The organism is Streptomyces tuirus (genome assembly GCF_014701095.1).
In the GTDB taxonomy this organism is placed as follows: Bacteria; Actinomycetota; Actinomycetes; order Streptomycetales; family Streptomycetaceae; genus Streptomyces; species Streptomyces tuirus.
Map to the genome: position 1 here is coordinate 2,564,088 of NZ_AP023439.1, position 24,528 is coordinate 2,588,615.

Below are 24,528 nucleotides of genomic sequence, written 5' to 3' on the forward strand. Positions count from 1 at the left end.
GCCGCAGTAATACGACGGACAGGCCCCGCCGTGCGACGCGTGTGCGTCAGCTCGTCCAGAAGTCCCACCAGCGCGTGAGGACCAGCATGCCGACGACGCCGAGGTGCAGCACCGGCGGCACCCAGGTGAACTCGTCGAGGAACCGGCGCACCGCCGCGGGCGCGGGCAGGAACCCCTGGCGCACGGCGAACGACGTCACGTACCAGAACAGGGGGATCGTCGCGGCCCACGCCAGGCAGCACCACAGGCACAGCGCGTTGATCCGGTACAGCGACTCGAACTGCAGCCACGTCACGAAGCCGACGCCGAACAGGCATCCGGCGTCGAAGGCCAGCCAGTACCAGCGGGGGAAGCGGGCACCGGCCAGCAGGCTCACGCCGACGCAGATCACGATGGCGTAGGCGACCAGTCCCAGCATCGGGTTGGGGAACCCGAAGACCTCGGCCTGGTCGCTCTCCAGGACGCTGCCGCAGGACACCACCGGGTTCAGGCTGCAGCCGGGCGTGAAGTCCGGGTCCTCAAGCAGCTTGAACCTGTCGAGGGTGATGATCCAGGACGCCACCAGCCCGGCCGCGCCGGTGACGACGAGCAGCAGGGCGAACGCCCGGCCGGCGCCCGCCGTGCGCGCCCCGGCGGGCGCGACGGGGGTCACTTCGGCAGCGGAAGACCGCCGAGGAGCCCGCCGTTCGAGTTGAGCCGGGTGGTCGCGTGCTTGACGGTGCTGAGCATCGAGTCCTCGTTCTCGGTGTCGAGCGCGTTGGACTGGTGCTTGAGCGGCATCGGGTCGATGGGCTCCCTGGTGAGCGCGTTGACGGCGCCGTTGAGGCTGGTGGGGGTGACGTTGGCGGGGTCGTAGTCGGCGTGCGCGGGTGCGGCGGCACCGGCGACGACGAGTGAACCGGCAACGACGGCGGCGGCCTTCAGGGACTTCATCGAGAATCCTTTCTTCGGCGACGGATGTCACCGGCGGGGAATTCGGACGCCGTGTCCAACGATGCCCCTTCGGTGCGGAAACCCCTTCGCCAGAACCTCATATGAGTCGCTGAAACAGAAGTCGTGCCGGTCCCGGGGGCCGGCACGACGGCCGCCGGGACGGGCGCGGCTCAGGGGGCCTTCGGCAGGGAGGGCAGTCCGGCCAGGTCGGGCGCGGGCAGTTCGCTGCCGACGAGGGTCGCGGCGACGGCGTTGACGAGCCCGGTGACGACCGCGTTGACGGCGGGGGTGACCTGGGCCGCCTCATCGGAGGTGACGGCCTTGACCAGTCCGTCGGTCGCCTTCTGCAGGGCCGTCAGCGCCTCGTCCGCGAGGCCCTCGGGCACCTCGGCCGGGCCGTCGACGGGGGCGGGCAGCGTGCTGGCCTGCGGGAGCGGGCTGCTCGGGGCGGCTGCGCCCGGCGTGGTCGCCGTGGACGGGGCGTTCGCGGTCGCCTGGTCGATGGCGTCCTGCACCGAGGTGCTCAGCTTGGCCGCCTGCGAGTGCGGCAGCTGGCCGCCGTCGGCCTTGAGCACGGCGGTCAGCAGATCGGTGACCGGGACGACGACGCCGCCGAGGTCGCCCAGGCTCTCGACCTGGCCGAGCAGTGCGTCCGCGTCGGGGAGGGGGGCCCGGGAGGCCGCGTGGGTGTGTTCCGGGGCGGATGCGCTGTCGGCGGCCACGGCCGCGGGCCCGGCGACCCCGAGCAGCAGCGTGGCGCAGAGCGCGGAGGTCGCGATTCGCCGTGCGGGCAGACGCATGGGGGTTCCTTTCGGTGGTGCGTCGGATCTTGTGCCCACCGTGCGAGCGGCCGGAACGCTCCGCAACCGAGCGAACACCCAGGTCAGCGCCCCCTGCTCCCGGGTCCGCGGCGTCCCCCCTGGTGAGGCGGCGTGTGCGCGGCCCGACCGCCGGGCGGCGCGCCCGCCCCCGTTCGGGGCAACGCGAACCGGCCGCTCTCCCGCGTGGTCCCGCGGGAGAGCGGCCGGTCAGGGTTTCGAGGCGACGTCAGTCGTTCTCGCACTCGTTGCCGAACGCCGGGTTCAGCAGGCCGATGATGTCGACCGTGTTGCCACAGACGTTGACCGGGATGTGCAGCGGAACCTGGACGACGTTGCCGGACAGCACGCCCGGGGAGTGGGCGGCGGCGGCCTGCGCGCCGCTGTCGGCGGCGGCGATGCCGGTGCTGCCCGCGACAGCGGCAGCGGCAGCGGAGGTCAGGACCAGGCCCTTCGCGATACGCGACATGGAGAGGTGCTCCTTGGGGGTTGACACAAACATCCGGGCGGATGCCCGGCGCTGTGTCAACGCGTGGCGCGCACGCGAGTTGTGCCGCCAAAGGAGTGATCTCGCCGGAGGGGCAGTCTTCACCGTTCCGACACACACGCCCGGTTTTGAAGGAAAAGTACGGATAGCGTCTAGAGTCGCAAACCTCTCAACACACCCCTACAGCAAGCAAATCGCACGCAGGGACGAGAGGGGCCACCACGGTCCGCGAAGCCCTCCGGCGCGGTGGTGACCAGGTGGCCGTCCGGCTCGTTCCCCAGCGGGACGCGGCGTGCGCCGGGCGTGCTCTCGGCGCTGTCGGCACCCGGCAGTTCAGGCGCGTTCCCGCCGTCCCGAGCGCCATCCGTGAGCGAGGAAAACCGCGCATGCACCTGTCACCGACCGCACCTCCGCCACGCGTCCTCCACATCACGCAACCCGTGGACGGCGGGGTCGCCCGCGTCGTGACGGACCTGGCCGGGGCGCAGCTCGCCGCGGGCCTGCACGTCACGGTCGCCTGCCCCGACAGCCCCCTCGCGGCCCGGCTCGCGGACCTCGGCGCCCATGTGCGGCACTGGGCGGCGACGCGTGCGCCCGGGCCGTCCCTCCTGGACGAGACACGACGGCTCGCCCGCATCCTCGAGGACGTACGGCCCTGCCTCGTGCACGCGCACAGCGCGAAAGCCGGGCTGGCCGGGCGGCTCGCCGTGCGGGGCCGGATCCCGACCGTGTTCCAGCCGCACGCCTGGTCCTTCGAGGCGGTGGACGGCACCACCGCGGCCCTCGCCCGCGGCTGGGAGCGGTGGGGGGCCCGGTGGGCCGCACGGGTGGTGTGTGTGAGCGAGGCGGAGCGCCGGCGCGGGGTGGAGGCCGGGGTGCGGGGGCGGTGGAGCGTCGTCCCCAACGGAATCGACGTCGAGCGCTTCCGGCCGGCCGACGCGGCTGCCGTACGGGCGCGGCTGCTGCCGGAGGGTGACCCGCGCGGTCCGCTCGTGGTGTGCGTCGGGCGGCTGTGCCGGCAGAAGGGGCAGGACGTCCTGCTCACGGCGTGGGAGTCGGTGCTGCGGCGGGTGCCCGGGGCGCGGCTGGTGCTGGTCGGCGACGGACCGGACCACGGCCGGCTGCGGGCCCTGGCGCCCGGCTCCGTGCTGTTCGCGGGGGACGTCGCCGACGTCGTGCCCTGGTACCAGGCGGCCGACCTGGTCGTCCTGCCGTCGCGCTGGGAGGGCATGGCGCTGGCCCCGCTGGAGGCCATGGCGTGCGGACGGCCGGTGGTGGTGACGGACGTCGGCGGGGCCCGGGAGAGCCTGCCCCCGGGCCTCCTGCCGCACTGTCTGGTTCCCTCCCCGGCCCCGGCGGCACTGGCCACGGCCGTCGCCGGACTGCTGCCGGACCCGCGGCTGCGCGCCGCGCTCGGCGACCAGGGGCGTCGGCACGTCCTGTCCACGCACGACGTGCGCCGCACGGCTCAGGCGATCGCGGCCGTGTACCGCGAACTCCTGGACGCGCACGCCGTGTCCACCGAGCGCAGGGAGTCTGTCGCCTCGTGACCGCGGAAAGCACCGTTCCCACTCCTACCGGGCCGTCGCGGGATCCCGGGTATCCGCCCGTGTCGGTCCTGCCGCCGCGCGGCGCCGCGGCGGGCTTCCGCTTCCCCGACCGGCGCCCGCCGCTGCGGCCGGTGTCACCGCTGCCGCTGCTGGCCGCGGACGGCACCGCCGCGGTGCTGGGCGGGCTGGCGCTCTCCGGTGCCCAGCGCCACCCGCTGCTGCTGGCGGTGCTGGTCCTCGCCTCGCTGCTGCTGCGCCCGCCCCGGCCCGGACGCGTACCGGCCGTGCTGGACGAACTGCCCGCGGTGAGCGGCCGGGTCGCGGTGGCCTGGCTGGCGCTCGCGGCGTTCGTGGCGGCGTACACCCCGCAGCACGTGCTCTCCGCCTCGACGCTGCTCGCCGGTTTCGCGCTCCAGACGGCAGCGAGCTGTGCCGGGCGCGGCGCGGTGCACGCGTGCCGGCGCGCCGAGCTGCTGCACCGGCCGCAGGCCGCGCTGGTGGTCGGGCCCGCCGGGACCGCGCAGCGGGTGGCCGCGGCCGTGCTGCGGCATCCGCGGGACGGCGTACGGCCGGTGGGCGTCGTCACCGACGAGCCCGACGGCACCGGAGGGCTGCCCGTGCTGACCACGGGCGAGGAGGTGCAGCGGGCGCTCATCCAGAACGGGGTGCGCGAGGTGCTGGCCGTGCACCCCTCCGTGCGGGCCGGGCAGGGGCCGCTGCTGCGGGCGCTGGCCGAGTCGGGCTGCACGGTGTGGGAGGTCGACCCGGACGTGCCGTCGTTCCGGACGGGCGACCGGCTCGCCGGGTTCCCCTGCCGGCGGCTGGACCTCGGGACCGGGCGGCGCGGCAGACTCGGCAAACGGGTGCTGGACGTCGTGGTGTCGGGGACCCTGCTCCTCCTGGTCAGCCCGTGGCTGCTGCTGTGCGCGGTGGTGCTGCGGATGAGCGAGGGGCCGGGGGTCGTCTTCCGGCAGGAGCGGATCGGCAAGGACGGACGCCCCTTCACGCTGCTGAAGTTCCGCACCCACCGCCCGGTCGACGCGCACGAGTCGGCGACCCGCTGGAGCGTGGCGAACGAACGCCAGATGCCGTGGTTCTGCCGCTTCCTGCGCCGCACCTCGCTGGACGAGCTGCTCCAGCTGTGGAACGTGCTGCGCGGCGACATGAGCCTGGTCGGACCGCGTCCCGAACGCCCCTACTTCGTCGCGAAGTTTGGCCAGACCCACCCGGGCTACGCCGCCCGCCACCGGGTGCGCACCGGCATCACCGGACTCGCCCAGGTGCACGGGCTGCGCGGGGACACCTCGATCGAGGACCGGGCCCGGTTCGACAACGCCTACATCGACGACTGGTCGCTGTGGCAGGACGTCTGCATCGTCCTGCGTACGGCGGCCGCGCTCGTGCGTCCGACGGGGAGCTGAGCGCGGATGACCCGGCTTGGGGCCCAGGCGCCCGTCCTCGCGCTGCTGGCCGTCGTGGTCCTGCTCGCGCTGCCGCTGGCACCGGGCGACGAGGGCGGCGCCGGACCGGCCGACGCGGTGTCCGCGCTGGTCGTGCTGTTCTGCGCGGTGCGCCTGGTACGGGAGCGGCGGCGGCCGCTGTCGAGTGCGGCCGCCGTGGTGCTGGGACTTCCGGTGCTGGGCGTCGCCGTCGCCGCCATCGGGGCGGTGTCGCCGGGCGAGGGGCTCGCCGGCCTCGGCCGCTACCTGCAGATCTTCGTGCTGGTCCCGGCCGCCGTGCTGCTGCTGGTCCGGGACCGGGGTGACTTCCGGCTGCTGGCCTGGTCGTTCGTGGGGCTGGCGGTGTGGCAGGGGGCGGTCGGCGTGCACCAGTACGTGACCGGGACGGGTGCCTCGTACCAGGGGCGTCCGGTGCGGGCCGTCGGCACGTTCGGGGCGCAGGACGTGATGGGGATGGCCACGGTCGTCTCCCTCGGGCTGGTGTGCGCGGTGGGGCTGGCGCTGGGCAGTGCGCCGGTGCGGCAGCGGGTCGTCGCCCTCGCCTGCGTGCTGGTGCTGCTGCCGCCGCTCGCGCTGTCGTTCAGCCGCGGGGCGTGGATCGCCACGGCGGTGACGTGCGCGGTGCAGCTTCTGCTGGGCGGGCTGCGGCGGGCCTTCGCGACCGGGGCCGTGGTGGCCGCGGCGAGCGTGATCCTGGTGGGCGGCTTCGGCGTCGGTACGGCGATGCTGCAGGAGCGGATCAGCAGCATCACGCAGGTCGCCGACACGCCCGACCAGTCGGTGACCGACCGGTACACCATGTGGGCGGCGGCGACCGGAATGTGGAGCGAGCACCCGCTGACCGGCGTGGGTCTGAAGGGCTTCCCCGAACACCGTGACTCCCACGCCTCGTTGGCCCTCTCGGCGGGCAGCGACACGGAGGGCGCGGGCGCGGCCTTCCGCAAGCAGCCGCTGCTCTCCCCGCACAACATGTACCTGCTGATCCTGGCCGAGCAGGGGCTGCTCGGGCTCCTCGCCCTGGCGGGCAGCTGGCTGGCCCTCCTCCTGTGCGCGGTGCGCGCCCTGTGGCGGACCCGGCGGGCCCGCCAACCGGGCCTCGACTGCGGCCTGATCGCCTGCGGCCTGCTGGTCTGGCAGCTGACCGACTTCGCCTACGCCGACATCGGGGGCCCGTCCACCGTCCTGACGGCGATGTGCTTCGGCCTGACGGCGTGGTGGGGCCTGGCGGCCACGGCCGGCCCGGCGACGACCGACCACGACCGGCCCGGCCCGACCGCACGGGACCTGCCGGAGGAGGCACGGACCCGATGACGGTGACACCGGAACACACGAACACGGACGGCGGACCGGCGGTCCCCCGGCCCGCGAAAGAGACGACGGTCCCCCGGACCGCGACCGCGCCCGAGCCTCCGGCCGCGCCGACGGTCGCGGCAGGCACCGTGGCTCCGGCCGCTCCAGCGGTTGCAGCCGGCACCGGGACTCCGGCCACCGGGCCGACCACACCGCCCCAGGCCCCCCACACGACCGCGCACGAGCTTCCGGCCGCACCGGCGATCGCGGCAGGCACCGGGGCTCCGGCCGCTCCAGCGATCGCGGCCAGCACCGGGACTCCAGCCACCGGGCCGACCACACCGCCCCAGGCCCCCCACGCAACCGCACACGAGCCCCCGGCCGCACCGGCGATCGCGGCAGGCACCGAAACTCCGGCCACCGGGCCGACCACACCGTCCGAGGCTCCCCACGCGACCGCACACGAGCCCCCGGCCGCGCCGGCGATCGCGGCCAGCACCGGGACCCCGGCCACCCGGCCGACCACACCGCCCCAGAGCCCCCACGCGACCGCACACGAGCCCCCGGCCGCGCCGGCAGTCGCGGCAGGCACCGGAACTCCGGCCGCTCCAGCGATCGCGGTCGGCACCGGAACTCCGGCCACCGGGCCGACCACACCGCCCCAGGCCCCCCACGCGACCGCACACGAGCCCCCGGCCGCACCGGCGATCGCGTCCGGCACCGGGCCTCCGGTCGCTCCAGCGGTTGCAGCCGGCGCCGGGCCTCCGGCCACCAAACCAACCACGGCTCTCGAAGTCCCCCGCCCCTCCCCCGCGGACGCCCCCGTCACCCGTGGGTTTCTCGCCCGGGCCACCTTCCTCACCGCCGGTCTGTCCTTCGCCGGGGCCCTGCTCGGGCTCGTGCGGGATCAGGCGCTGGCGCGGATGTTCGGGGCCGGGAGTGCGACGGACGCGTTCCTCGTGGCGTGGACCGTGCCGGAGTTCGCCGCCACGCTGCTCATCGAGGACGGGCTGGCCATCGCGCTGATCCCGGCGTTCGCCCTGGCCCTGGCCCGGCGGGCGCAGGGTGCGCCCGGCGACCCGGTCCGGACGCTGGTCGCCAGTACGCTGCCCCGGCTGGCGCTGGCCTTCGCCGGTGTCGCCGCGCTGCTGGCCGCGTTCGCCCCGCAGGTCGTGCGCGTCCTGGCCCCGGGCCTGCCCGACCCCGCGCTCGCGGTGGACTGCACCCGGCTCACCGCCACCTGCGTGCTGACCTTCGGCCTCGCCGGCTACTGCAGCGCGGCCCTGCGCGCCCACCGCCGGTTCCTCGCCCCGGCGGCCATCTACGTCGTGTACAACGCCGGCATCATCACCGTCGTCCTCACTCTCGGCGCGCGCTGGGGCGTGCGCGCGGCGGCGGCCGGGGTGGCGATCGGCGGCTGTCTGATGGTCATGGCGCAACTGCCCGTGCTGGGGCGCCTGCTGCGGGTGCGACCGGTGGCCGAAGCAGGCGGAGAGGAGAGCGGCGGCCGTCGCGTCGGGGTCGCGCTGCTCGCCGCCGTGCTGCTGTTCGCGCTGTGCCGGCAGTCCCAGGTGCTGATCGAGCGGTTCCTCGGCTCCACACTGCCCTCCGGGGCCATCTCGCACCTGAACTACGCGCAGAAGATCGCCCAGATCCCCATGACCCTGTCGCTGATGCTGTGCACGGTCACCTTCCCGGTGGTCGCGCGCGCCCTGGCCGACGGGGACACCGAGCGGGCCCGGGACCGGGTGGAGCGGGACCTGGCCCTCGCCGCGAGCATGGTGCTGGCCGGTGCGTCGGTCGTCGTGGCCTGCGCCCCGCAGATCGTCGAACTGCTCTTCCAGCGCGGCGCGTTCACCGGCGAGGACACGGCGTCGACGGTACGGGTGATGCGCGTGTACGCCTTCGGGCTGCTCGCCCACACCCTGGTCGGCGCACTGATCCGCTCGTACTTCTCGGCGGGGCGCGTCACCTGGTACCCGCTGGGCGCGATGGCCGTGGGGCTCGCCGTCACCGCGGGGATCGGCGCGTCGGCGGTGGGCCCCTGGGGCGTGATGGGCATCGCCGCCGCCAACGCCGTCGGCATCACCGTCACGGCCGCCCTGCTGCTCGCCGGCATGGGCCCGCGCAGCATCCCGGTCCGCACCCGGCGCGTACTGGCCGAGCTGTCCAGGCCGTTGGCCGCCGCGGCCGTCGCCACACCCGCGGGCGCCTGGGCCGCGGGCCGGGCGGACACCCCCGTCCCCTCACTTCTCGCCGGCGGGCTCACCATCGCCGCCGTCTTCCTCCTGCTCGGCCGGGCCCTGGGCGACCAGGGCTGCGTCACCGCGCTGGCATCCCTCCGTTCCGTCTCACGAAGGCTCCCTCATGGCCGCTCCCGTTGACTCCCCGGACACCGGCACCCGCACCAGACCCGGTCCGGCCCTGTTCGTGACGATGTACCACTCCGTCGGCGACCCCACGGACGACCCCTACCGCATCACGGTCACGCCCGAGCGGCTGGACGAGCAGCTCGGCTGGTTCCGGCGGCGCGGGCTGCGGGGCGTGTCCATGGCCCAGCTGCTCGCCGCCCGGGCCCGGGGCGAGGGCCGTGACCTGGTCGGGCTGACCTTCGACGACGGCTACGCCGACTTCGTCTCCGAGGCCCTGCCCGTCCTGCGCCGGCACGACTGCGGCGCGACCCTGTTCGTGCTGCCGGGCCGGCTCGGCGGCGAGAACGCCTGGGACCCGCTGGGCCCGCGCAAGCGCCTCCTGACCGCCGACGGCGTCCGGCAGGCCGCGGCCGAGGGCATCGAGATCGGCTCGCACGGCCTCACACACGTCGACCTGACCAAGGCGGACGACATCACCCTGAAGTCGGAGACCGAGGGCAGCAGGACCGTGCTCGCGGAGCTGACGGGCGCCGCACCGGCCGGCTTCTGCTACCCGTACGGCACGCTCGACCAGCGGGCCGTCGACGCCGTACGGCAGGCCGGTTACGGGTACGCCTGCGCCATCGACCCCGGTCCGCTCGGCGGCCCGCACGCCCTGCCCCGGGTGCACATCGGCCAGAACGACACCGCCGTACGGCTGTTCCTGAAGTACCGGCTGCACCGGCTGCGCCGCCGACCCGTCGTGGAGCCGCGGTGAAGGCGCTGCACATCATCACCGGCCTGGGCGTGGGCGGCGCCGAGCAGCAACTGCGGCTGCTGCTGCGGCATCTGCCCCTCGACTGCGACGTGGTGACCCTGACCAACCCGGGCACCGTGGCCGCCGGGCTGGCCGCCGACGGGGTGCGGGTCCTGGACCTCGGCATGGCGGGCAACCGGGACCTGGGCGCGCTGCCCCGCCTGGTGCGGGTCATCCGCTCGGGCGGCTACCAGCTCGTCCACACCCATCTGTACCGGGCCTGCCTCTACGGCCGGATCGCCGCGCGCCTCGCGGGGGTCCGGGCGGTCGTGGCCACCGAGCACTCCCTCGGCGACTCGCAGATGGAGGGCCGCCCGCTCAACGCCGGGGTGCGTGCCCTGTACCTGGCGGGCGAGCGGCTGGGCCGTACGACGGTCGCGGTCTCCCCCACGGTCGCCGAGCGGCTGAAGCGCTGGGGCGTGCCCGGGCCGCGGATCGAGGTCGTGCCGAACGGCATCGACGTGGCCCGCTTCCGTTTCGACGCGGCCCGCCGCCATGACACCCGCCGCCGGCTCGGCCTGCCGGACGACGCCTATGTCATCGGCGCCGTGGGCCGCCTCGCCCCGGGCAAGCGCTTCGGCGCGCTGATCCGCGCGCTCGCGCAACTCCCCGACGACCACTGGCTGCTGCTGGTCGGCGGCGGACCGGAGGAGGACGTGCTGCGCCGCACCGCCCGCGCGGCCGGGGTGGCCCACCGGGTGCTGTTCACGGGTGAACGCCCCTGCGTCCCGGACGGCACGCCCGGCCCCGACCTTCCGTCGCTGACCTGCGCGATGGACGTCCTCGCCTCCCCATCTCCCGAGGAGGCCTTCGGCCTGGCGATCGTGGAGGCCCTGGCCTCCGGCCTGCCGGTGCTGTACGCCTCCTGCCCGGCCCTGGAGGACCTGCCGCCGTCCGCCGCCCCCGCCGCCCGGCGCGTCATGGGCGGTCCCGACACCTACGCCCGTGCCGTGACGGAGGTACGCCGCCAGGGCCCCGCGCCGCGCACGGCACCCGAGGCCGCCCGCCACTACTGCATCACCCGCAGCGCCGCCCGGCTCATGGACGTGTACGCCGCCGCGGTCTCCCGTCCCCCGTCCCCCTCCCTCCAGGAAGCCCGCACCTCATGACCGACACCCCCGCAAGGCAGCACCGCCAGGTCACCGCCCTTTCCAAGGCCCTGCCCCCCTGGTCCCTGCTCGCGGCCGGGGCCGTGGCAGGCGGTCTGCTGGGCGGCACGTACGGCCTGGTCAGGACTCCGGCGTACACGGCGACCAGCTATGTCGTCGCCGTGCCGACGGAGAAGTCCGACACGGCCACCGCCCTCGGTTTCGCCCAGGCGTACGGCCGGGTCGCCCCCCAGCTCGCGGTGCTCGGGGACGCGCAGGTGTGGGCGGGCGTGCCGGTGAAGACGCTGCGGGAGAGCGTGCGGACGGCGACCTCGCCGGACGCGCCGATGGTGTCGGTCACGGCCACCTCCTCCCGCCCGGACGAGGCCGCCGACATGGCCAACGCCGTGGCGCGGGCGCTGACCCGGCACGCGGGCGACACCGAGCAGTCCACCCACGTCGAGCTCCAGCAGTTCGCCCGGGCGGTGCCGCCCACCGAGCCGTCCTCCGCGTCGGCGGCGGTGACGGGGCTGGTCGGCGCGAGCGCGGGCGGTCTGCTGGGTGGGCTGGCGTTGCTGGTCCGGCCGCGGCGAGCAGCCGACCGCACCGGGCGGCCGGCCGCCGTGCCCGGCCCGGCCGTCGCCGCCGACACCCGCGGCCAGCTGTGACCTACACGGCGGAACTGGTCACCGACGAGCGGGCCTTCGCGGGCCTGGCCGCCGAGTGGGACCGGCTGTACCGGCGGTGCGCGTCCGCCACCCCGTTCCAGAGCCACACCTGGCTGCACTCGTGGTGGCAGTCGTACGGCGGACGCGGCCGGCTGCGGCTGGTGCTGGTCCGGCACGGCGGCGACCTCGTCGCGGCGGCCCCGCTGATGCGCGTACGGCGTCCGCTCCCGGCCCTGGTGCCGCTCGGCGGGGCGATCTCCGACTACGGGGACGTCCTGCTGGACGACGAGCACGGCGAGGGAGCCCTGGCCGCGCTCACCGGCGCGCTCGCCGCCGCGGCCCGGGCGGCGCTGATCGACCTGCGCGAGGTACGGCCGGGCGGCGCGGCCGAGCAGGTCTACGAGCGGTGGTCCGGGCCCCGCAGCCGGGTGAGCGACTCGGTGTGCCTGGAGTTGCCCGCCGGTCCGATGGGCGAGCTGCTCGCCCGGCTGCCGGCGAAGACCCAGCAGCGGCAGCGCGCCAAGCTGCGCAAGCTGGACGCGCTCGGCATCCAGCGGCATGTCGTCTCCCCCGGGGAGGTGGAGACGGCGCTGCTGCGGCTGCTGGAGCTGCACCGGTTGCAGTGGCAGGACCGGAAGGTGACGTCGGAGCACCTGCGGGCACGGTTCCGTGAGCATCTGGTGCGGTCGGTCGGGCCGATGGTGCGCGCCGGGAACGCGGTGGTCACGGAGTTCCGGCTCGACGACGAGGTCGTGGCGGTGGACGTGACCCTGCTCTCGCCCCTGCTCGCGGGCGGCTATCTCTACGGCGCGCATCCGGTGCTGCGCGAGCGCAAGGCGGACGTGGCGGCGATGCTGCTCGACTCGACCGCGACCCACATCAAGGACGGCACGCCCGCCACGCTGAGTCTGCTGCGCGGCAACGAGCCCTACAAGCACCACTGGCGTCCGCGGATGGTGGTGAACCAGCGGCTGCTGCTGGCCCGGCGGCGCACGGCGCCCCTGCTGAGGGCGGCGCTGTGCGACGTGGCCGTCCGGCGGCGGGGCAAGGAGCTGCTGCGGCGCCTGCGGAGCCGCGGTCGCGGCGGCGGCCCCTGACCGGGTCCGCCGCCGACGGCCGCGCGCTGCCGTCCCCGCTACCTGGTACGCGACCACCAGTCGAGGCGCAGGCACAGCTTGCCGCCGATCCAGTACTCGACCCAGTCGCCGAGGCTCAGCGGCGAGCAGTTCGCCGGACGCCCCGGGGTGGGCGTGGCCGGCTGCGGTGTCGGGGTGGGCGCCGGGGGCTGGGCCGGGGTGGTGGGAGCGGGCGTGGTGGGGGCCGGGTCCGGCCGGTTGTCACGGCCGAAGAGGAAGGAGCGGTAGACCTGGGAGGCCCGGGGGTTGTCGTCGCACTGCCACACGCCGTGCGGGCAGTAGTCCGTCAGCGTCTGGTACAGCGGTTTGTGCTCGTCCATCCAGGCGAGCATGCGCTTCATGTACTCGGAGTTGTCGCCGTTGCGGAACAGGCCCCACTCCGGGAAGGAGATGGCCTTGCCGTGGGCCTTGGCGAAGTCCACGTGGTGCTGGAGGCCGTAGGGCTCCTTCACCTGTTCGTCGAACGACATCCCGCGCGGCTGGTCGTAGGCGTCCATGCCGATGATGTCGACGGTGTCGTCACCGGGATAGCACTGCGTCCAGGGCACGGCGTCCCGGCCGCGGCTCGGGGTGAAGTCGAACCGGAACTTCTGGCCCGGCACCGAGCGCATGGTGGTGACGATCCGGTTCCAGTACCGCTTCCAGGACTCCGGGTCCGGCCCGCAGCGGTGGGTGTAGGTGATGCCGTTCATCTCCCAGCCGAGTACGAGGACCGTGTCCGGCACCCCCAGCTCGACCAGCCGCTCGGCGAGGGTGCGGAAGTGGTGGTCGAAGCTGCCCTCCGCGGCCTGGCGCAGCAGCCGGCGCACCTCCCCGTCGGAGAGGCCCTCCTCGTTGCGCTCCATCATCGGCACGTTGAGGACGAGCAGCCGGTCGGCCCGCTCGCGCCGCCAGTTCGCCCACACGTCGAGGAAGCCGGGCAGGCCCTCGATGTTGCTCCAGCGGTCGCCCGGCAGATAGGTGTGGCCGACGCGCAGTTCGGCACCGCCGAGCCAGGTGCTGAGCTGGGCCATCCGGGCCACGCCGCGGGGACCGTAGTCGAGGTAGGCGCCGAAGGCGGGGACCTCCGCGGCGGGAGTGGCTGAAGCCGAGGCCGAGGGCGCGGCGGATGCCGTGCCGGCCGCGGTGGGTGCCGCGGTGGGCGGTTCGGCCGGGACGGCGGGTGCCGCCGGTGTGGCCGTCGGTGCCGGTGCGGGCGGCTCGGCGTATCGCGCCGATCCCGCGCCCGCGGCGACCATGTGACCCGATGTCAGCACAGCCGTCGCGGCGACCGCCGCCGCGACGAATGCCAGCCGCCGGGACCGTGCGCGTCGCTGCTGTGTGGCCATGGCAGCCCCTCTCGCTGTTCTCCGCTTACTGACACCCAGTCATATGAATCGCCCGGGTGCCACCTTCGCTGGAGCTTTCGAGTGGCTCGCTCGGCCGCACCGGTGACCCGGTGTCACTCGGCTGGCCCGACAGAAATACGCGCTATTTACTGAGAAATGTCTAATTTGTTCCTATGACTCACATGAAGCGCACCGCCACGGTGCTTTCCAGCCTGGCCCTGAGTGTCGCCGTCCTCGGCGGCACCGCGACGGCCGCCGACACCGACCTCCTCCCCGAGGCCGCCGACCAGTCGACCTCCCGGGAGTGCGACGAGCACGACAGCCTGGGGCTGACCCTGCTGGGCATCCCGCTGCTCGGCTTCTTCTTCCCGGACCAGTGCTGACCCCACAGGCCTCACGGGTGCCGGGCGCTTGCGTCCGGCACCCTCTGTGTCAGCGATGGGCAGCGGCCCGGCCCCGCCGGTAGAGCACGACACCGCTCACGATCAGCGCGGCACTCGTGCCCGCGGCGCCGAGCAGCTCGCCGGCGCCGGTCTCGGGGAGACTGGGCGGCTGCTCCTGACCACCGGGGGGCGGCGGGGGTGTGTGCCGGTCGACCGGGGGCGTCGCCGGGGGCGTCGCCGGAGGCGTCGACTGGTGTCCGCCCGGCGGGGGTGTGTGCGGGGGTTTCGTCGGGGGCGTGTGCGGAGGCTTGGTCGGGGGCGTGTGCGGGGGCTTGGTCGGAGGCGTGTCGCCGTACCCGTAGCCGCCGTCGTCGTCCCCGTACCCGGCGTGGCTGTCGGCCCCGTCGGCGCAGGAGTTGCCGAAGGCCGGGTTGAGCGCGGCGATCACATCGACGGTGTTGCCACAGGCGTTCACCGGTACGTCGATCGGGGCCTGGACGGTGTTGCCGGACGCGGCGCCCGGCGAGCCCTTGGTGACTCCGTCGGCCGAGGTGTCGGCGAGAGCGGTGCCGCCGCACAGGGACAGGATGCCCGTCGCAGCCGCTGCCGCGACCATTCCCCTGCTCAGGGTCTGTCGCAATCTCGTGCTCTTCCTGCTCGTAGAAGTGGGAAAAGCCGGCCCCGGAACGAGCGGTGCTGTCCCGAGGCCGGCCAGGTCGCAGCCGGTGCTGCGCACGCGTTACCGCGTCAGCGGTTCAGGCACGCGTTGCCGAACGCCGGGTTCAGCAGCGCGATGATGTCGACGGTGTTGCCGCACAGGTTGATCGGGATGTTGATGGGAACCTGGATCACATTGCCGGAGAGGACACCGGGGGAACCGACGGCGGCACCCTGGGCACCCGCGTCGGCGATGGCCGGGCTGGCCATGCCCAGAGCCATGATCGCGCCCGCGGCGACGGCAGCGCTCTTCTTCATGAAGTTTCCCTTCTCTGCGGTCATGCCCACCATGACCTGCAGCCTGCAAACGAGGAATTGACGGCTGAAGAAACTGAACTACGTGCGGGCTGGGGGAATTCACCCGACTGCCCCACGAAAAGTTGACAAAGCACGGCCGGGCGGCCCACCGAATTCCACGGCGGGCCGCCCGGACTGCGTACTGGTACGGCTCAGTCGCCGTTCGCCGAAAGGACCGACAGGTCCTCCAGGATGTGGTTGAGCGCACCGTCCCGCTTGCTGTTCGTGGAGTTGTCCGCGCACTGCTGCTGGACGTGGTCCGACAGGACGGGGATGTCCTGGACCACCACGCCGATGAGGGCGGCAACGCCGACGTCGAGGTCCTGAACGGCGAGACAGGGCTTGTTGAGCGTGCCGTCCACGAGCGAGAGCTGGGGGCTCATGTCGCCCTTGGTCGCCGAGTTGCCGAACGACGACGAGGCGCCGTTCCCGTTGGCGACAGACGGTCCGGAGTCGTCCCCGACGGCAAGAGCCTGGGGAGCAGCCGCCACCGACATTCCGATGACAGAAGCGGCGGCTGCCGCGGCGACCATTGCCTTCTTGAGCACTTCGCGTTCCTTTCCTCGTAGCGACGCATGTCCTACGGCCTCATCAACCGGGCTCCGGATGAATGGTTGCGGGTGTTCACCCGGTTGGCCCGCAGCGCCGGAAAGCCCTGATAATCACCGGGAACGAAGAACACACAAACTGTCCTGGCATGGGCTGACAGGGTGATGGGGAGAAACCATGCACCGCTCAGGCAGTTGACCAGAACGCTCCGGAGGACGGGGTTTCCTCAGAAAGGACTGGTCAGTGATCAAGAAGGTTATTGCCACCGCGGCGATCGCCGCTTCCGTCATGGGAGCCTCCGCCGCCGCGGCGCCGCAGGCGCTGGCTGTCGGCGACGACAGCGGCCCCACGGCCGTGAACGGCAACGGGGCGATGCAGAGCTTCGGCAACTCGTCGACGTACGGCAACATGAGCCCCCAGATGGCGCTCATCCAGGGCTCGTTCAACAAGCCCTGCATCGCCGTGAACGACCTGCCCATCGGCGTCGGCGCGCTCATCGGTATCCCGATCCAGGACATCCCGATCCTGTCGGACCACCAGCAGCAGCAGTGTGCCGAGAACTCCACCAACGCCAAGCGCGACGGTGCGCTGGCGCACCTGCTGGAGGACGTGTCGATCCTGTCGGCGAACGGCGACTGACGCACCGGCGCCGGCACAGCGGGCGGGTCGTCGAGCAGGTGCTCGGCGGCCCGCCCCCTTCGCGTTCAGCGCGTGTTCGCGTACAGCGCCTCGATCTGCTCGGCGTAGGCCGCCGTCGCCGCCTTGCGCTTGACCTTCAGGGACGGGGTCAGCAGCCCGTTCTCCTCGGTGAACTCGCCCTCGACGAGGGTGAAGGCGCGGATCGACTCGGCGCGGGAGACGGCCTCGTTGGCGTGGTCCACGGCTTTCTGCACGTAGGCGCGCAGGCGTTCGTCTCCGACGAGGTCGGACATCGGGGTGTCGGCGGGGAGTCTGCGGACCGCGAGCCAGTGGGCGAGGGCCTCGGGGTCCAGGGTGATGAGGGCGGCGACGTAGGGGCGGTTGTCGCCGACGACGAGGCACTGCCCGACGGGCGGGCGGCTGCGCAGGCGGTCCTCCAGGACGGCCGGGGAGACGTTCTTGCCGCCGGTGGTGACGAGGATGTCCTTCTTGCGGCCGGTGATGGTGAGGTAGCCGTCCTCGTCGAGGGAGCCGAGGTCGCCGGTGGCGAACCAGCCGTCGTCCAGGACCTCCCCGGTCGCGTCCGGGTTGTTCCAGTAGGCGCCGAAGACGATGCCGCCCCGGATGAGGACCTCGCCGTCGTCGGCGATGCGGACGGCGGTGCCGGGGACCGGCAGGCCCACCGTGCCGGGGCGGGGGTCCAGGGGCGGGACGATGGTGGCGGCGGCGGTCGTCTCGGTGAGGCCGTAGCCCTCGTAGATCAGGATGCCGGCCGCGTAGAAGAAGAGGTTCAGGTCGCGGTCGAGGGGGCTGCCGCCGCTGATGGCGTAGCGCATGCGGCCGCCGAGTTCCTTGCGGATGCGGCGGTAGACCAGCAGGTCGTACAGGGCCCATGCGGCCCACAGGCCCGGGCCGGGGCCTGTGCCCTTTCCCAGGAACCTGTCCATGTGGGCCGCGCCGAAGCGGACGGCGATGCGGTGGGCGCGCTCGAAGGAGGCGCCGCGGCCGAGCTTCTCGGCGGTGGCGCGGCCGGTGTCGTGGATCTTCTCGAAGAGGTAGGGGACGCCGACCAGGAAGGTCGGGCGGAACGCCCTGAGGGCCGGGCGGAGTTCGTCGGGCTTGATGCTCGGGCAGTGGCCGATCTCGATCCGGGCCATCAGGCAGGCGATCTGGAGGGTGCGGCCGAGGATGTGGGCGAGCGGGAGGAACAGCAGGGTCGAGGCGGTGTCGCCGGTGACCTCCTTGAACAGGGGGTGCAGGAGCTCGACGGTGTTGGCGGCCTCGGCGTGCAGGTTGGCGTGGGTGAGGACGCAGCCCTTGGGGCGGCCGGTGGTGCCGGAGGTGTAGCAGAGGGTCGCCGTCGTGGCGGGGGTCAGGGCGGTGCGGCGCTTGGTGACCTCCTCGTCGGTGATGTCCCGGCCGAGGGCGGTGAGGTCGTCGAGGGCGCCGTCGTCGAGCTGCCAGATCCGCGGGGGTTCGGGGTGGGCGGCCGTGCCGGTGCGGACCGTGCCGGCGTTGTCCGCGGTCTCCGTGACGACGTACCGGGCGCCCGAGTCGCGGACGATCCACTCCACCTGGTCGGCGGAGGAGGTGGCGTAGACCGGGACCGTCTGGCCGCCGGCGGACCAGATCGCGAAGTCCAGGACCGTCCACTCGTAGCGGGTGCGGGACATCACCGCGACGCGGCCGCCCGGTTCGAGGCCGGCGGCTATCAGTCCCTTGGCCACGGCGGTGACTTCGCGGGCGAAGGCCTCCGCCGTGACGGGCTGCCAGGTGCCGTGCCGTTCGCGGCGCAGAACCACGGCATCCGGGGCCTCGGCCGCGTTGGTGTACGGGATGTCGGCGATGCTGCCGGTCGTCGGGCGGGGCGCGAGGGGAGCCACACGGGCCTCGCGGACGACTCCCCGCTCGTCCCTGACGGTCTCGGCCTTCGTGCGGATCGCCAGGCCGGTGCGCTGCTTCGCCCGTTGCAGATCCTTGCGTACGCCCATGACGGCTCCCGGTCGCGGATGAGGCTGACGTGCTGCCGTACTTACTTACTCCGAAGTAAACTTACTCGGAAGTAAGCGTAGGTCAATGGCTCCGGGTCACATCAGGCGGTTCGCGGTGGCGATCGCCTCGGCGAGCCCGCGGAGCTCCTCGCTCTCCGTGCTGTCGGCCAAGTCGTCGGCGTGGTCGGCGAGTTCGGTGAGCCGCGGGGCGTCGGGCAGGTCGCTTTCGCCGCGGCCGAGGGCGTCGGCGAAGTAGGCGGCGGTGGCGGTGGTCCGCAGGCCGCGGCCCGCGCTCCAGACGGAGTCGTCGAGGGCGTCGGTCTCCAGGTCGCCGGTCTCCTCGTGCGGGTCGCGGGTCTCGGGGTCGAGCCAGCGGACGGTGGCGGTGGCGAGGTGGCCCTCGGCGCCGGGCACGGTGCGGACGGCGTACAGGGCGGTGACGGTGTGGCCCGGGCCGACCTCGCCGCCGTCCACGCGGTCGTCGCGGAAGTCCTCGTCGGCGACGCGGCGGTTGTCGTAGCCGACGAGGTGGAACTCCTGAACCGTCTCCGGGTCGAAGGCGACCTGGGCCTTGGCGTCACGGGCGGTGAGCTCGACGTTGCGCGGGAGTTGCTGGGAGAAGACCTTGCGGGCCTCGTCGGAGTCGGACACGTAGGCGGTGTGGCCGTCGCCCCTGTCGGCGAGGCGCTCCATGAGGGCGTCGCCGTAGTCGCTGCCGACGCCGACGCCGAAGAGGGTGATGCCGTGCTCGCGGCGCTCGTCGGAGACGCGTTCCAGGATGCTGTCCGCGTCGGTGTCGCCGGTGTTGGCGAGGGCGTCGGAGATGAGGACGACCCGGTTGGTGGCGCCCTCGCGCAGGCCCTCGACGGCCGTCTCGTAGCCGGTCTCGACGCCGGCGCCGAGGTTGGTGGAGTCCTGGGTGTCCAGGTCGGATACGGCGTCCTGGATCTCGTCGCGGTTGCCGTCGAGGCGGGTCATCGGCAGGACGGTCTCGGCCTCGTCGCTGAAGGTGACGAGCGCGACCGAGTCGTCGTCGCGCAGCCGGTCCGTCATCACGGAGAGGGACTCCTGGGCGAGGTCGAGGCGGCCCGGTTCGGCCATGGAGCCCGAGACGTCGATGACGAAGGTGAGGGCGGCGGGCGGGCGTTCGCCGGTGGGCCCGGTGGTGCGGGTGGCGAGGCCGACGCGGACCAGGGACCAGTCCTCGTCGTCGGTGCGGGCGCCGTCGACGGTGACCGAGAAGCCGTCGCCGCCGGGGCGGTCGTAGTCCTGGCGGAAGCTGTTGACGAACTCCTCGGGGCGGACCGTCGACGGGTCGGGCAGCCGGCCGTCGGCGAGGGCGCGGCGGGCGTAGTCGTAGGAGGCGGTGTCGACGTCCAGGGCGAAGGTGGAGAGGTGGTCGGGGTCCTCCCGGCGGTCGTACCGTTCGTCGGCGTCCTGGCCCTCGGCCGGGGCGGGCTGACCCGCGCTGTAGTCGGGGCGGTCGGCCGCCTTGCTGCCCTCGCCGGTGTCGGCACCCCCGCTGCACGCCGTGAGCAGCAGGCCGCTCGCCGCCGTGAGCGCGAGCAGCGCTGTCCGTGTGCGGAACCGCTCCATCGTCCGTACCCCCTGCATCCGTTGACGTCGGCTTCTTGCGACTGTGACGGCGCGGGGGGCCGGAACGTGCGGTACGGGGGGTTGCGGAAGCGTCTCGAAGCGGCCACGGGGGCGGCCCTCTGAGACCGGTAGGTGACCCTCCATTGACCTACGAGACGACGTCCTTGCGGGCGAAACCGCGGAAGGCCAGGGCGAACAGCACCAGCGCGTACGTTACGGAGATCGAGGTGCCCTGGATCATGTCCGACCACTCCAGCTGGGGCCGGACGGCGTCGAGCCAGGCGTACTGCCAGTGCGCGGGCAGGAAGTGGCGCCAGTCGCCGAGGGCCGTCACCTCGTCGAGGACACTGCCGATGATCGTGAGGAACACCGCGCCGCCGACCGCGCCGAGCGGGGCGTCCGTCCGGGTCGACAGCCAGAACGCGAGGGCGGCGGTGACCAGTTGGGACACCATGATGTACGCGACGACGATCAGGATGCGCTGGGCCGCCGTGCCGGTGGACAGGCTGCCGCCGGTGGGGAGTTCGAGGGGGCCCCAGCCGTAGGCGGCCGTCCCGACGAGCAGGGCGACGACCGGGAGCAGGACCATCGCCGCGAAGCTCAGGGTGAGTCCGACGGCGAGCTTGGACCACAGCAGCCGGGCTCGGGGCACCGGGGCGGCGAGCAGATAGCGCAGGGAGGACCAGCTGGCCTCCGAGGCGACGGTGTCGCCGCAGAACAGGGCGACGGGGATGACGAGCAGGAAGCCGGCGGCTGAGAAGAGGTTGACCGCGGCGAAGTTGGCCCCGGACGCGGTCGCCGTGTCCATGAGGTTCACGCGGTTGTTGTTGCCGCCCGGGTCGCCGCCGACCTGGAAGGCGATGAGCAGGATGACCGGCAGGGCGAACAGGACACCGCCCATGACCATCGTGCGGCGCCGCTTCAGCTGCCGGACCAGCTCGACGCGGAAGGGCAGGGTGCGGCCCGCGCGGTAGCCGTCGGCGACCTCGACGGGAGGCTCGGCGAGCGTGCTCATGCTTCGGCTCCGATCAGGGTGAGGAAGGCGTCCTCCAGGCGGCGGTGCGGGCCGACCGACCGCACCGGCACGTCGAGACGTACGAGTTCGGCGATCAGACGCTGCGGGGAGCCGTCGGCGTCGAGCTGCACGAGGAGGCCCTCGTCGGTGCGCACGGCCGAGGCGACGCCCGGCAGCGCGGCGACCTTCTCCACGACGGGCCCGTCCACGGGCGCGGCCGTGCCGACGAGGAGGGTGTCGCCCGAGCCGACGATGTCCGCGACCGGGCCCGCCTGGACGAGCTGCCCGTGGTCCATCACGACCAGGTGGGTGCAGGTCTGCTCGACCTCAGCGAGGAGGTGGCTGGAGACGATGACCGTGCGGCCGGCTGCGGCGTAGCGGATCATCACCTCGCGCATCTCGCGGATCTGGGGCGGGTCGAGGCCGTTGGTCGGCTCGTCGAGGATGAGCAGGTCCGGCAGGCCGAGCATGGCCTGGGCGATGGCGAGGCGCTGGCGCATGCCCTGGGAGTAGGTGCGCACCGCGCGGGCGAGGGCGTCGCCGAGGCCCGCGATCTCCAGGGCCTCCTCCAGGTGCGCGTCCTCGGGCGGACGGCCCGTCGCGCGCCAGTACAGCTCCAGGTTCTCGCGGCCGGACAGGTGTGGCAGGAAGCCCGCGCCCTCGACGAAGGCGCCGACCCGGGAGAGGACCGGGGCGCCGGGGGCGATGGCGTGGCCGAAGACGCGGATCTCGCCGTCGTCGGGCTTGATCAGGCCCATCAGCATGCGCAGGGTGGTCGTCTTACCGGCGCCGTTGGGGCCGAGCAGTCCGAGGACCTGGCCCTTGTCCACGCGGAAGGAGAGGTCCTTGACGGCGTACCGGTCGGTGGACTTCGCGTACCGCTTGGTGAGGTCCGTGATCTGGAGCGGGACTTCGGCGAGCCCGGGGTCGGGCGGGGCGGGGGCGGCGGTGCGACGGCGGCCCGTGACGATCAGGGCCGAGGCGATCACGGCGCCGGCGATCGGCATCCACCACACCCAGGCGGGCAGCCCGCCCTGGCTGTCGCGCTGTCCCAGGGCCGACGGGACCGACAGATCGCCCTTGAGGGAGACGGTGTACGTAGCCGGGGTGACCGGGGAGGCGTAGCCGAGGTCCGTCGAGGCTAGGACCAGGCGCAGCCGGTGGCCGTCGTCGATCTCGTGGTCGATCGCCGGGAGGTTGACGGTGACGTCCTTGCCGGCCTTGGCGCCCTCGACCCTGAGGGGCGTGACGAGCTGGGAGGGCAGCACCTGCTGCATGCCGCCGCCGGGGCCGACGTCGTAGAGCTTGGCGAAGAGCACGGCGTCGTCGCCGGTGGACTTGACGTGGACGGTGGCGGTGGGCGAGCCGGTGATCTGGACGTCGTCCCGGAAGGGCTTCGACTCGAACGCGGCGAACTGGCCGGGGAAGTCGAGGGAGACGCCGATGCCGAGCGTGGAGAGCTGGCTGAGTCCGCCGGCGCCGCCGAGGCCGGGCAGGGCGGAGACGCCGGGCGGGCTGGCGCCGGGCGGGTTGTCGAAGCGCTGCTCGCGGCCGGCCAGGGCGATGGAGCGCTGTTCGGCCTCCAGGCCGGGGTAGCGGTCCGAGGTCACGCCGGTCAGGCGGGGTTCGCCGTCGCCGGAGCCCCGGCCGAGGGTGCGGGTGACGCGGAAGGCGGGGCCGGGGTCGGCGCCCTTGTCGTCCTTCAGGTAGCGGTCGAACCAGGAGGTGACGCGGCCTTCGACGCGGCCGGTCTCCATGTCGCCGCCGTCGTGCCCGCCGGCGATCCAGTCGACGTCGACGGGGGCGCCGTTGGCGTGGATCGTCTTCGCGGCCCGGTCGGCCTGGCCGAGCGGGAAGAGGGAGTCGGACTGGCCCTGCATCAGCAGGACCGGCACCTTGATGTTCCGGCCGACGGCGGACGGGGAGCGCTCTTCGAGCAGCTTGCGCGCCTCGGCGTCGGGCTCGCCCGACTCGGCGACGCGCTCGTACATCCGGCACAGCGCGGGCTCGAACTTCTCGCAGCCGCCGCCGGAGTTGACGAAGATGCCGGCCCAGAGCTTCTTGAACACGCCGTTCGGGAAGAGGGCGTCGGCGAGGTTCCAGTACGTGATCGCCGGGGCGATGGCGTCGACACGGGTGTCGTGGCCCGCGGTGAGCAGCGCGATCGCGCCGCCGTAGGAGGCGCCGGCCATGCCGACGCGGGGGTCGCCCTTCTTGTCGAGCTCGACCTGGGGCTGCTTCGCGAGCCAGTCGATGAGCCTGGAGACGTCGGCGACCTCGCCCTTCGGGTCGTTCAGCCCGATCCTGCCGTTCGACTTGCCGAAGCCGCGGGCCGACCAGGTCAGCACGGCGTAGCCGTCCCGGGCGAGGTCCTCGGCCTGCTGCCGTACGTCGTTCTTGCTGCCGCCGAAGCCGTGTCCGAGCAGGACGGCGGGGCGGCGGCGGTCTCCTGTGGAGGTGAAGAAGGAGGTGTCGATGCGGATGCCGTCGCCGGTGGGCAGGGCCCGGTCCTCGCGGTGGACCGGGGGTGTCTCGTCGTTCGCGACGGCGGTCCATGTGCCCGCGCCCGCGAGGACGACGACGGCGGCCCCGGCGGCGAGGAGCCTCCGGGGCCTCCGAAGCAGCCCGGTGAGTCCGGGCAGTCGAAGATCCATGCGTCAACGGTACGGGGTGAAGCTGTCGATGAGTTGTCGACCGTGGGTCGATACGGCACCCCTCCCAGAGGAGTACGAGGCTCCTCGGCATACCGCGTCCGCGGTACGCCGGCCAGGGACACCCGCCGCGTTCGGGATTCCGTGTCCTTGGATCGGTGGCCGGAGCACCGACCCGACATCCCTTTTATATGTGAACAATTCCCGAGAGGAGAATGGAAGCACAAACGGAGTCTCAAATTCCGCGAAAATATTCGCGATGTGATCCCCGTCACATGGGTAAAGCATTGATCAAGCGAAGTCGGCTCTTCTTATACTGTCCGGGTGGGCGATCGCTGTCCGGACGGGTGACTCCACGGACATGCCACTTCCCTTCCACATCCCGCCGGGAAGGCGCTTTCGAAGGGCCGTCCGCAGCGTCCGCGTGACCGAACAGCTAGGGGGAAGAATGCTGCACGCCACCAGGACCCACACGATGAGTCCGTACCAGCTCAGTTTCTGATCAGTAGCTCCGCCTGACGCCCGCCGCAGAGGATCTTCGCTCCACCGCATTCCTCTTTCTCGACGGCTGACATACCCACCCGCGGGACAGCTGTGCGGCCAGGTGAGCAAACAACTCTCATGCCATCGGGCGGAGTTCCGACGCCCCACCGTCGGCCAAAAACATGAGGATTGACAGGTGCCACTGAACAGTTCCTTGCGAGAGCCCCACCTCAGATTAGGGAACGATCACTTGAGAATATTGCAACTCGTCTCCCAGGGCT

At 73.1% G+C, this 24,528-nt stretch carries 22 protein-coding genes; 10 read left to right on the plus strand and 12 right to left on the minus strand.

All coding sequences use genetic code 11. The features are described 5' to 3' along the window. Positions 1 to 46 precede the first annotated feature (46 nt). The 4 genes from IGS69_RS11805 to chpG form a co-directional block, all read right to left on the minus strand. A complete protein-coding gene (locus IGS69_RS11805) occupies positions 47 to 652 on the minus strand; it encodes a vitamin K epoxide reductase family protein (RefSeq protein ID WP_190898930.1) in 606 nt (201 codons plus the stop codon). Then, a complete protein-coding gene (locus tag IGS69_RS11810; protein WP_190898932.1) occupies positions 649 to 933 on the minus strand; it encodes a hypothetical protein in 285 nt (94 codons plus the stop codon). The genes IGS69_RS11805 and IGS69_RS11810 overlap by 4 nt, the downstream gene beginning before the upstream one ends. Positions 934 to 1,103: 170 nt before the next feature. Next, on the minus strand, positions 1,104 to 1,733 hold the full coding sequence (locus tag IGS69_RS11815) for a hypothetical protein (protein WP_190898934.1): 630 nt from the start codon (positions 1,731 to 1,733) through the stop codon (positions 1,104 to 1,106). Positions 1,734 to 1,980: 247 nt separating this feature from the next. Continuing rightward, a complete protein-coding gene (gene chpG / locus IGS69_RS11820; RefSeq protein WP_030838293.1) occupies positions 1,981 to 2,220 on the minus strand; it encodes a chaplin ChpG in 240 nt (79 codons plus the stop codon). Positions 2,221 to 2,624: 404 nt separating this feature from the next. Between chpG and IGS69_RS11825 the strand changes: the two genes are divergently transcribed. From IGS69_RS11825 to IGS69_RS11860, 8 genes are all read left to right on the plus strand, one after another. Continuing rightward, positions 2,625 to 3,788 carry a glycosyltransferase gene (locus IGS69_RS11825; protein WP_190898936.1) on the plus strand — a complete coding sequence of 388 codons (1,164 nt, stop codon included), beginning with the start codon at positions 2,625 to 2,627 and terminating at the stop codon, positions 3,786 to 3,788. After that, on the plus strand, positions 3,785 to 5,209 hold the full coding sequence (locus tag IGS69_RS11830) for an exopolysaccharide biosynthesis polyprenyl glycosylphosphotransferase (protein WP_190898947.1): 1,425 nt from the start codon (positions 3,785 to 3,787) through the stop codon (positions 5,207 to 5,209). Before IGS69_RS11825 ends, IGS69_RS11830 begins: the two co-directional genes overlap by 4 nt. Positions 5,210 to 5,215: 6 nt before the next feature. Next, entirely contained in the window at positions 5,216 to 6,559 is a 1,344-nt protein-coding gene (locus IGS69_RS11835) for an O-antigen ligase family protein (protein WP_190898949.1), read from the plus strand. 686 nt (positions 6,560 to 7,245) lie between these two features. Then, on the plus strand, positions 7,246 to 8,922 hold the full coding sequence (gene murJ / locus IGS69_RS11840; RefSeq protein WP_385864317.1) for a murein biosynthesis integral membrane protein MurJ: 1,677 nt from the start codon (positions 7,246 to 7,248) through the stop codon (positions 8,920 to 8,922). Next, positions 8,906 to 9,667 (plus strand): polysaccharide deacetylase family protein, encoded by a 762-nt coding sequence (locus IGS69_RS11845; protein WP_190898953.1) that lies wholly within the window; start codon positions 8,906 to 8,908, stop codon positions 9,665 to 9,667. The genes murJ and IGS69_RS11845 overlap by 17 nt, the downstream gene beginning before the upstream one ends. Beyond that, on the plus strand, positions 9,664 to 10,815 hold the full coding sequence (locus IGS69_RS11850) for a glycosyltransferase (protein ID WP_190898955.1): 1,152 nt from the start codon (positions 9,664 to 9,666) through the stop codon (positions 10,813 to 10,815). The genes IGS69_RS11845 and IGS69_RS11850 overlap by 4 nt, the downstream gene beginning before the upstream one ends. Continuing rightward, positions 10,812 to 11,462 carry a YveK family protein gene (locus IGS69_RS11855; protein ID WP_190898957.1) on the plus strand — a complete coding sequence of 217 codons (651 nt, stop codon included), beginning with the start codon at positions 10,812 to 10,814 and terminating at the stop codon, positions 11,460 to 11,462. Before IGS69_RS11850 ends, IGS69_RS11855 begins: the two co-directional genes overlap by 4 nt. After that, positions 11,459 to 12,559, plus strand: a complete 1,101-nt coding sequence (locus IGS69_RS11860) for a GNAT family N-acetyltransferase (protein ID WP_190898959.1) — start codon at positions 11,459 to 11,461, stop codon at positions 12,557 to 12,559. The genes IGS69_RS11855 and IGS69_RS11860 overlap by 4 nt, the downstream gene beginning before the upstream one ends. Positions 12,560 to 12,597: 38 nt before the next feature. Here IGS69_RS11860 and IGS69_RS11865 read toward each other — a convergent pair whose 3' ends face one another. After that, a complete protein-coding gene (locus IGS69_RS11865) occupies positions 12,598 to 13,926 on the minus strand; it encodes a glycoside hydrolase family 26 protein (RefSeq protein WP_190898961.1) in 1,329 nt (442 codons plus the stop codon). Between the two features lie 182 nt (positions 13,927 to 14,108). Between IGS69_RS11865 and IGS69_RS11870 the strand changes: the two genes are divergently transcribed. Next, positions 14,109 to 14,309 carry a hypothetical protein gene (locus IGS69_RS11870; RefSeq protein ID WP_190898963.1) on the plus strand — a complete coding sequence of 67 codons (201 nt, stop codon included), beginning with the start codon at positions 14,109 to 14,111 and terminating at the stop codon, positions 14,307 to 14,309. A gap of 49 nt (positions 14,310 to 14,358) precedes the next feature. Here IGS69_RS11870 and IGS69_RS11875 read toward each other — a convergent pair whose 3' ends face one another. From IGS69_RS11875 to IGS69_RS11885, 3 genes are all read right to left on the minus strand, one after another. Next, positions 14,359 to 14,925, minus strand: a complete 567-nt coding sequence (locus tag IGS69_RS11875; protein WP_190904466.1) for a chaplin — start codon at positions 14,923 to 14,925, stop codon at positions 14,359 to 14,361. A gap of 131 nt (positions 14,926 to 15,056) precedes the next feature. After that, complete coding sequence (locus IGS69_RS11880; RefSeq protein ID WP_190898965.1) at positions 15,057 to 15,308, minus strand: chaplin; 252 nt, start codon at positions 15,306 to 15,308, stop codon at positions 15,057 to 15,059. A gap of 167 nt (positions 15,309 to 15,475) precedes the next feature. Then, entirely contained in the window at positions 15,476 to 15,871 is a 396-nt protein-coding gene (locus IGS69_RS11885; RefSeq protein WP_107455060.1) for a rodlin, read from the minus strand. A 244-nt stretch (positions 15,872 to 16,115) separates the two neighbouring features. On the opposite strand from IGS69_RS11885, the gene IGS69_RS11890 reads away from it, so the two are divergent. Beyond that, positions 16,116 to 16,511: a rodlin gene (locus IGS69_RS11890; RefSeq protein WP_062926939.1), complete on the plus strand. Its 396-nt coding sequence runs from the start codon at positions 16,116 to 16,118 to the stop codon at positions 16,509 to 16,511. Between the two features lie 65 nt (positions 16,512 to 16,576). Here IGS69_RS11890 and IGS69_RS11895 read toward each other — a convergent pair whose 3' ends face one another. From IGS69_RS11895 to IGS69_RS11910, 4 genes are all read right to left on the minus strand, one after another. Next, positions 16,577 to 18,502 (minus strand): AMP-dependent synthetase/ligase, encoded by a 1,926-nt coding sequence (locus tag IGS69_RS11895; RefSeq protein WP_190898967.1) that lies wholly within the window; start codon positions 18,500 to 18,502, stop codon positions 16,577 to 16,579. Positions 18,503 to 18,598: 96 nt separating this feature from the next. Further along, the gene (locus IGS69_RS11900) at positions 18,599 to 20,098 is read right to left on the minus strand and encodes a vWA domain-containing protein (protein ID WP_232543491.1); all 1,500 of its coding nucleotides are present in this window, start codon (positions 20,096 to 20,098) and stop codon (positions 18,599 to 18,601) included. Between the two features lie 148 nt (positions 20,099 to 20,246). Beyond that, positions 20,247 to 21,113, minus strand: a complete 867-nt coding sequence (locus tag IGS69_RS11905) for an ABC transporter permease (protein WP_190898971.1) — start codon at positions 21,111 to 21,113, stop codon at positions 20,247 to 20,249. Further along, positions 21,110 to 23,767, minus strand: coding sequence for a CocE/NonD family hydrolase (locus tag IGS69_RS11910; protein ID WP_190898973.1), 2,658 nt, complete (start codon positions 23,765 to 23,767; stop codon positions 21,110 to 21,112). Before IGS69_RS11910 ends, IGS69_RS11905 begins: the two co-directional genes overlap by 4 nt. Between the last annotated feature and the right edge of the window lie 761 nt (positions 23,768 to 24,528).

Excerpts from the sequence above, each read along its gene's own strand:
- IGS69_RS11875 (WP_190904466.1), bottom strand. The coding sequence starts at position 14,925 with ATGGTCGCGGCAGCGGCTGCGACGGGCATCCTGTCCCTGTGCGGCGGC.
- IGS69_RS11835 (WP_190898949.1), top strand. The coding sequence starts at position 5,216 with ATGACCCGGCTTGGGGCCCAGGCGCCCGTCCTCGCGCTGCTGGCCGTC.
- IGS69_RS11815 (WP_190898934.1), bottom strand. The coding sequence starts at position 1,733 with ATGCGTCTGCCCGCACGGCGAATCGCGACCTCCGCGCTCTGCGCCACG.
- IGS69_RS11870 (WP_190898963.1), top strand. The coding sequence starts at position 14,109 with ATGAAGCGCACCGCCACGGTGCTTTCCAGCCTGGCCCTGAGTGTCGCC.
- IGS69_RS11910 (WP_190898973.1), bottom strand. The coding sequence starts at position 23,767 with ATGGATCTTCGACTGCCCGGACTCACCGGGCTGCTTCGGAGGCCCCGG.
- IGS69_RS11905 (WP_190898971.1), bottom strand. The coding sequence starts at position 21,113 with ATGAGCACGCTCGCCGAGCCTCCCGTCGAGGTCGCCGACGGCTACCGC.
- IGS69_RS11865 (WP_190898961.1), bottom strand. The coding sequence starts at position 13,926 with ATGGCCACACAGCAGCGACGCGCACGGTCCCGGCGGCTGGCATTCGTC.
- IGS69_RS11880 (WP_190898965.1), bottom strand. The coding sequence starts at position 15,308 with ATGACCGCAGAGAAGGGAAACTTCATGAAGAAGAGCGCTGCCGTCGCC.
- IGS69_RS11845 (WP_190898953.1), top strand. The coding sequence starts at position 8,906 with ATGGCCGCTCCCGTTGACTCCCCGGACACCGGCACCCGCACCAGACCC.
- IGS69_RS11810 (WP_190898932.1), bottom strand. The coding sequence starts at position 933 with ATGAAGTCCCTGAAGGCCGCCGCCGTCGTTGCCGGTTCACTCGTCGTC.
- IGS69_RS11895 (WP_190898967.1), bottom strand. The coding sequence starts at position 18,502 with ATGGGCGTACGCAAGGATCTGCAACGGGCGAAGCAGCGCACCGGCCTG.
- IGS69_RS11855 (WP_190898957.1), top strand. The coding sequence starts at position 10,812 with ATGACCGACACCCCCGCAAGGCAGCACCGCCAGGTCACCGCCCTTTCC.
- IGS69_RS11900 (WP_232543491.1), bottom strand. The coding sequence starts at position 20,098 with ATGGAGCGGTTCCGCACACGGACAGCGCTGCTCGCGCTCACGGCGGCG.
- IGS69_RS11825 (WP_190898936.1), top strand. The coding sequence starts at position 2,625 with ATGCACCTGTCACCGACCGCACCTCCGCCACGCGTCCTCCACATCACG.
- chpG (WP_030838293.1), bottom strand. The coding sequence starts at position 2,220 with ATGTCGCGTATCGCGAAGGGCCTGGTCCTGACCTCCGCTGCCGCTGCC.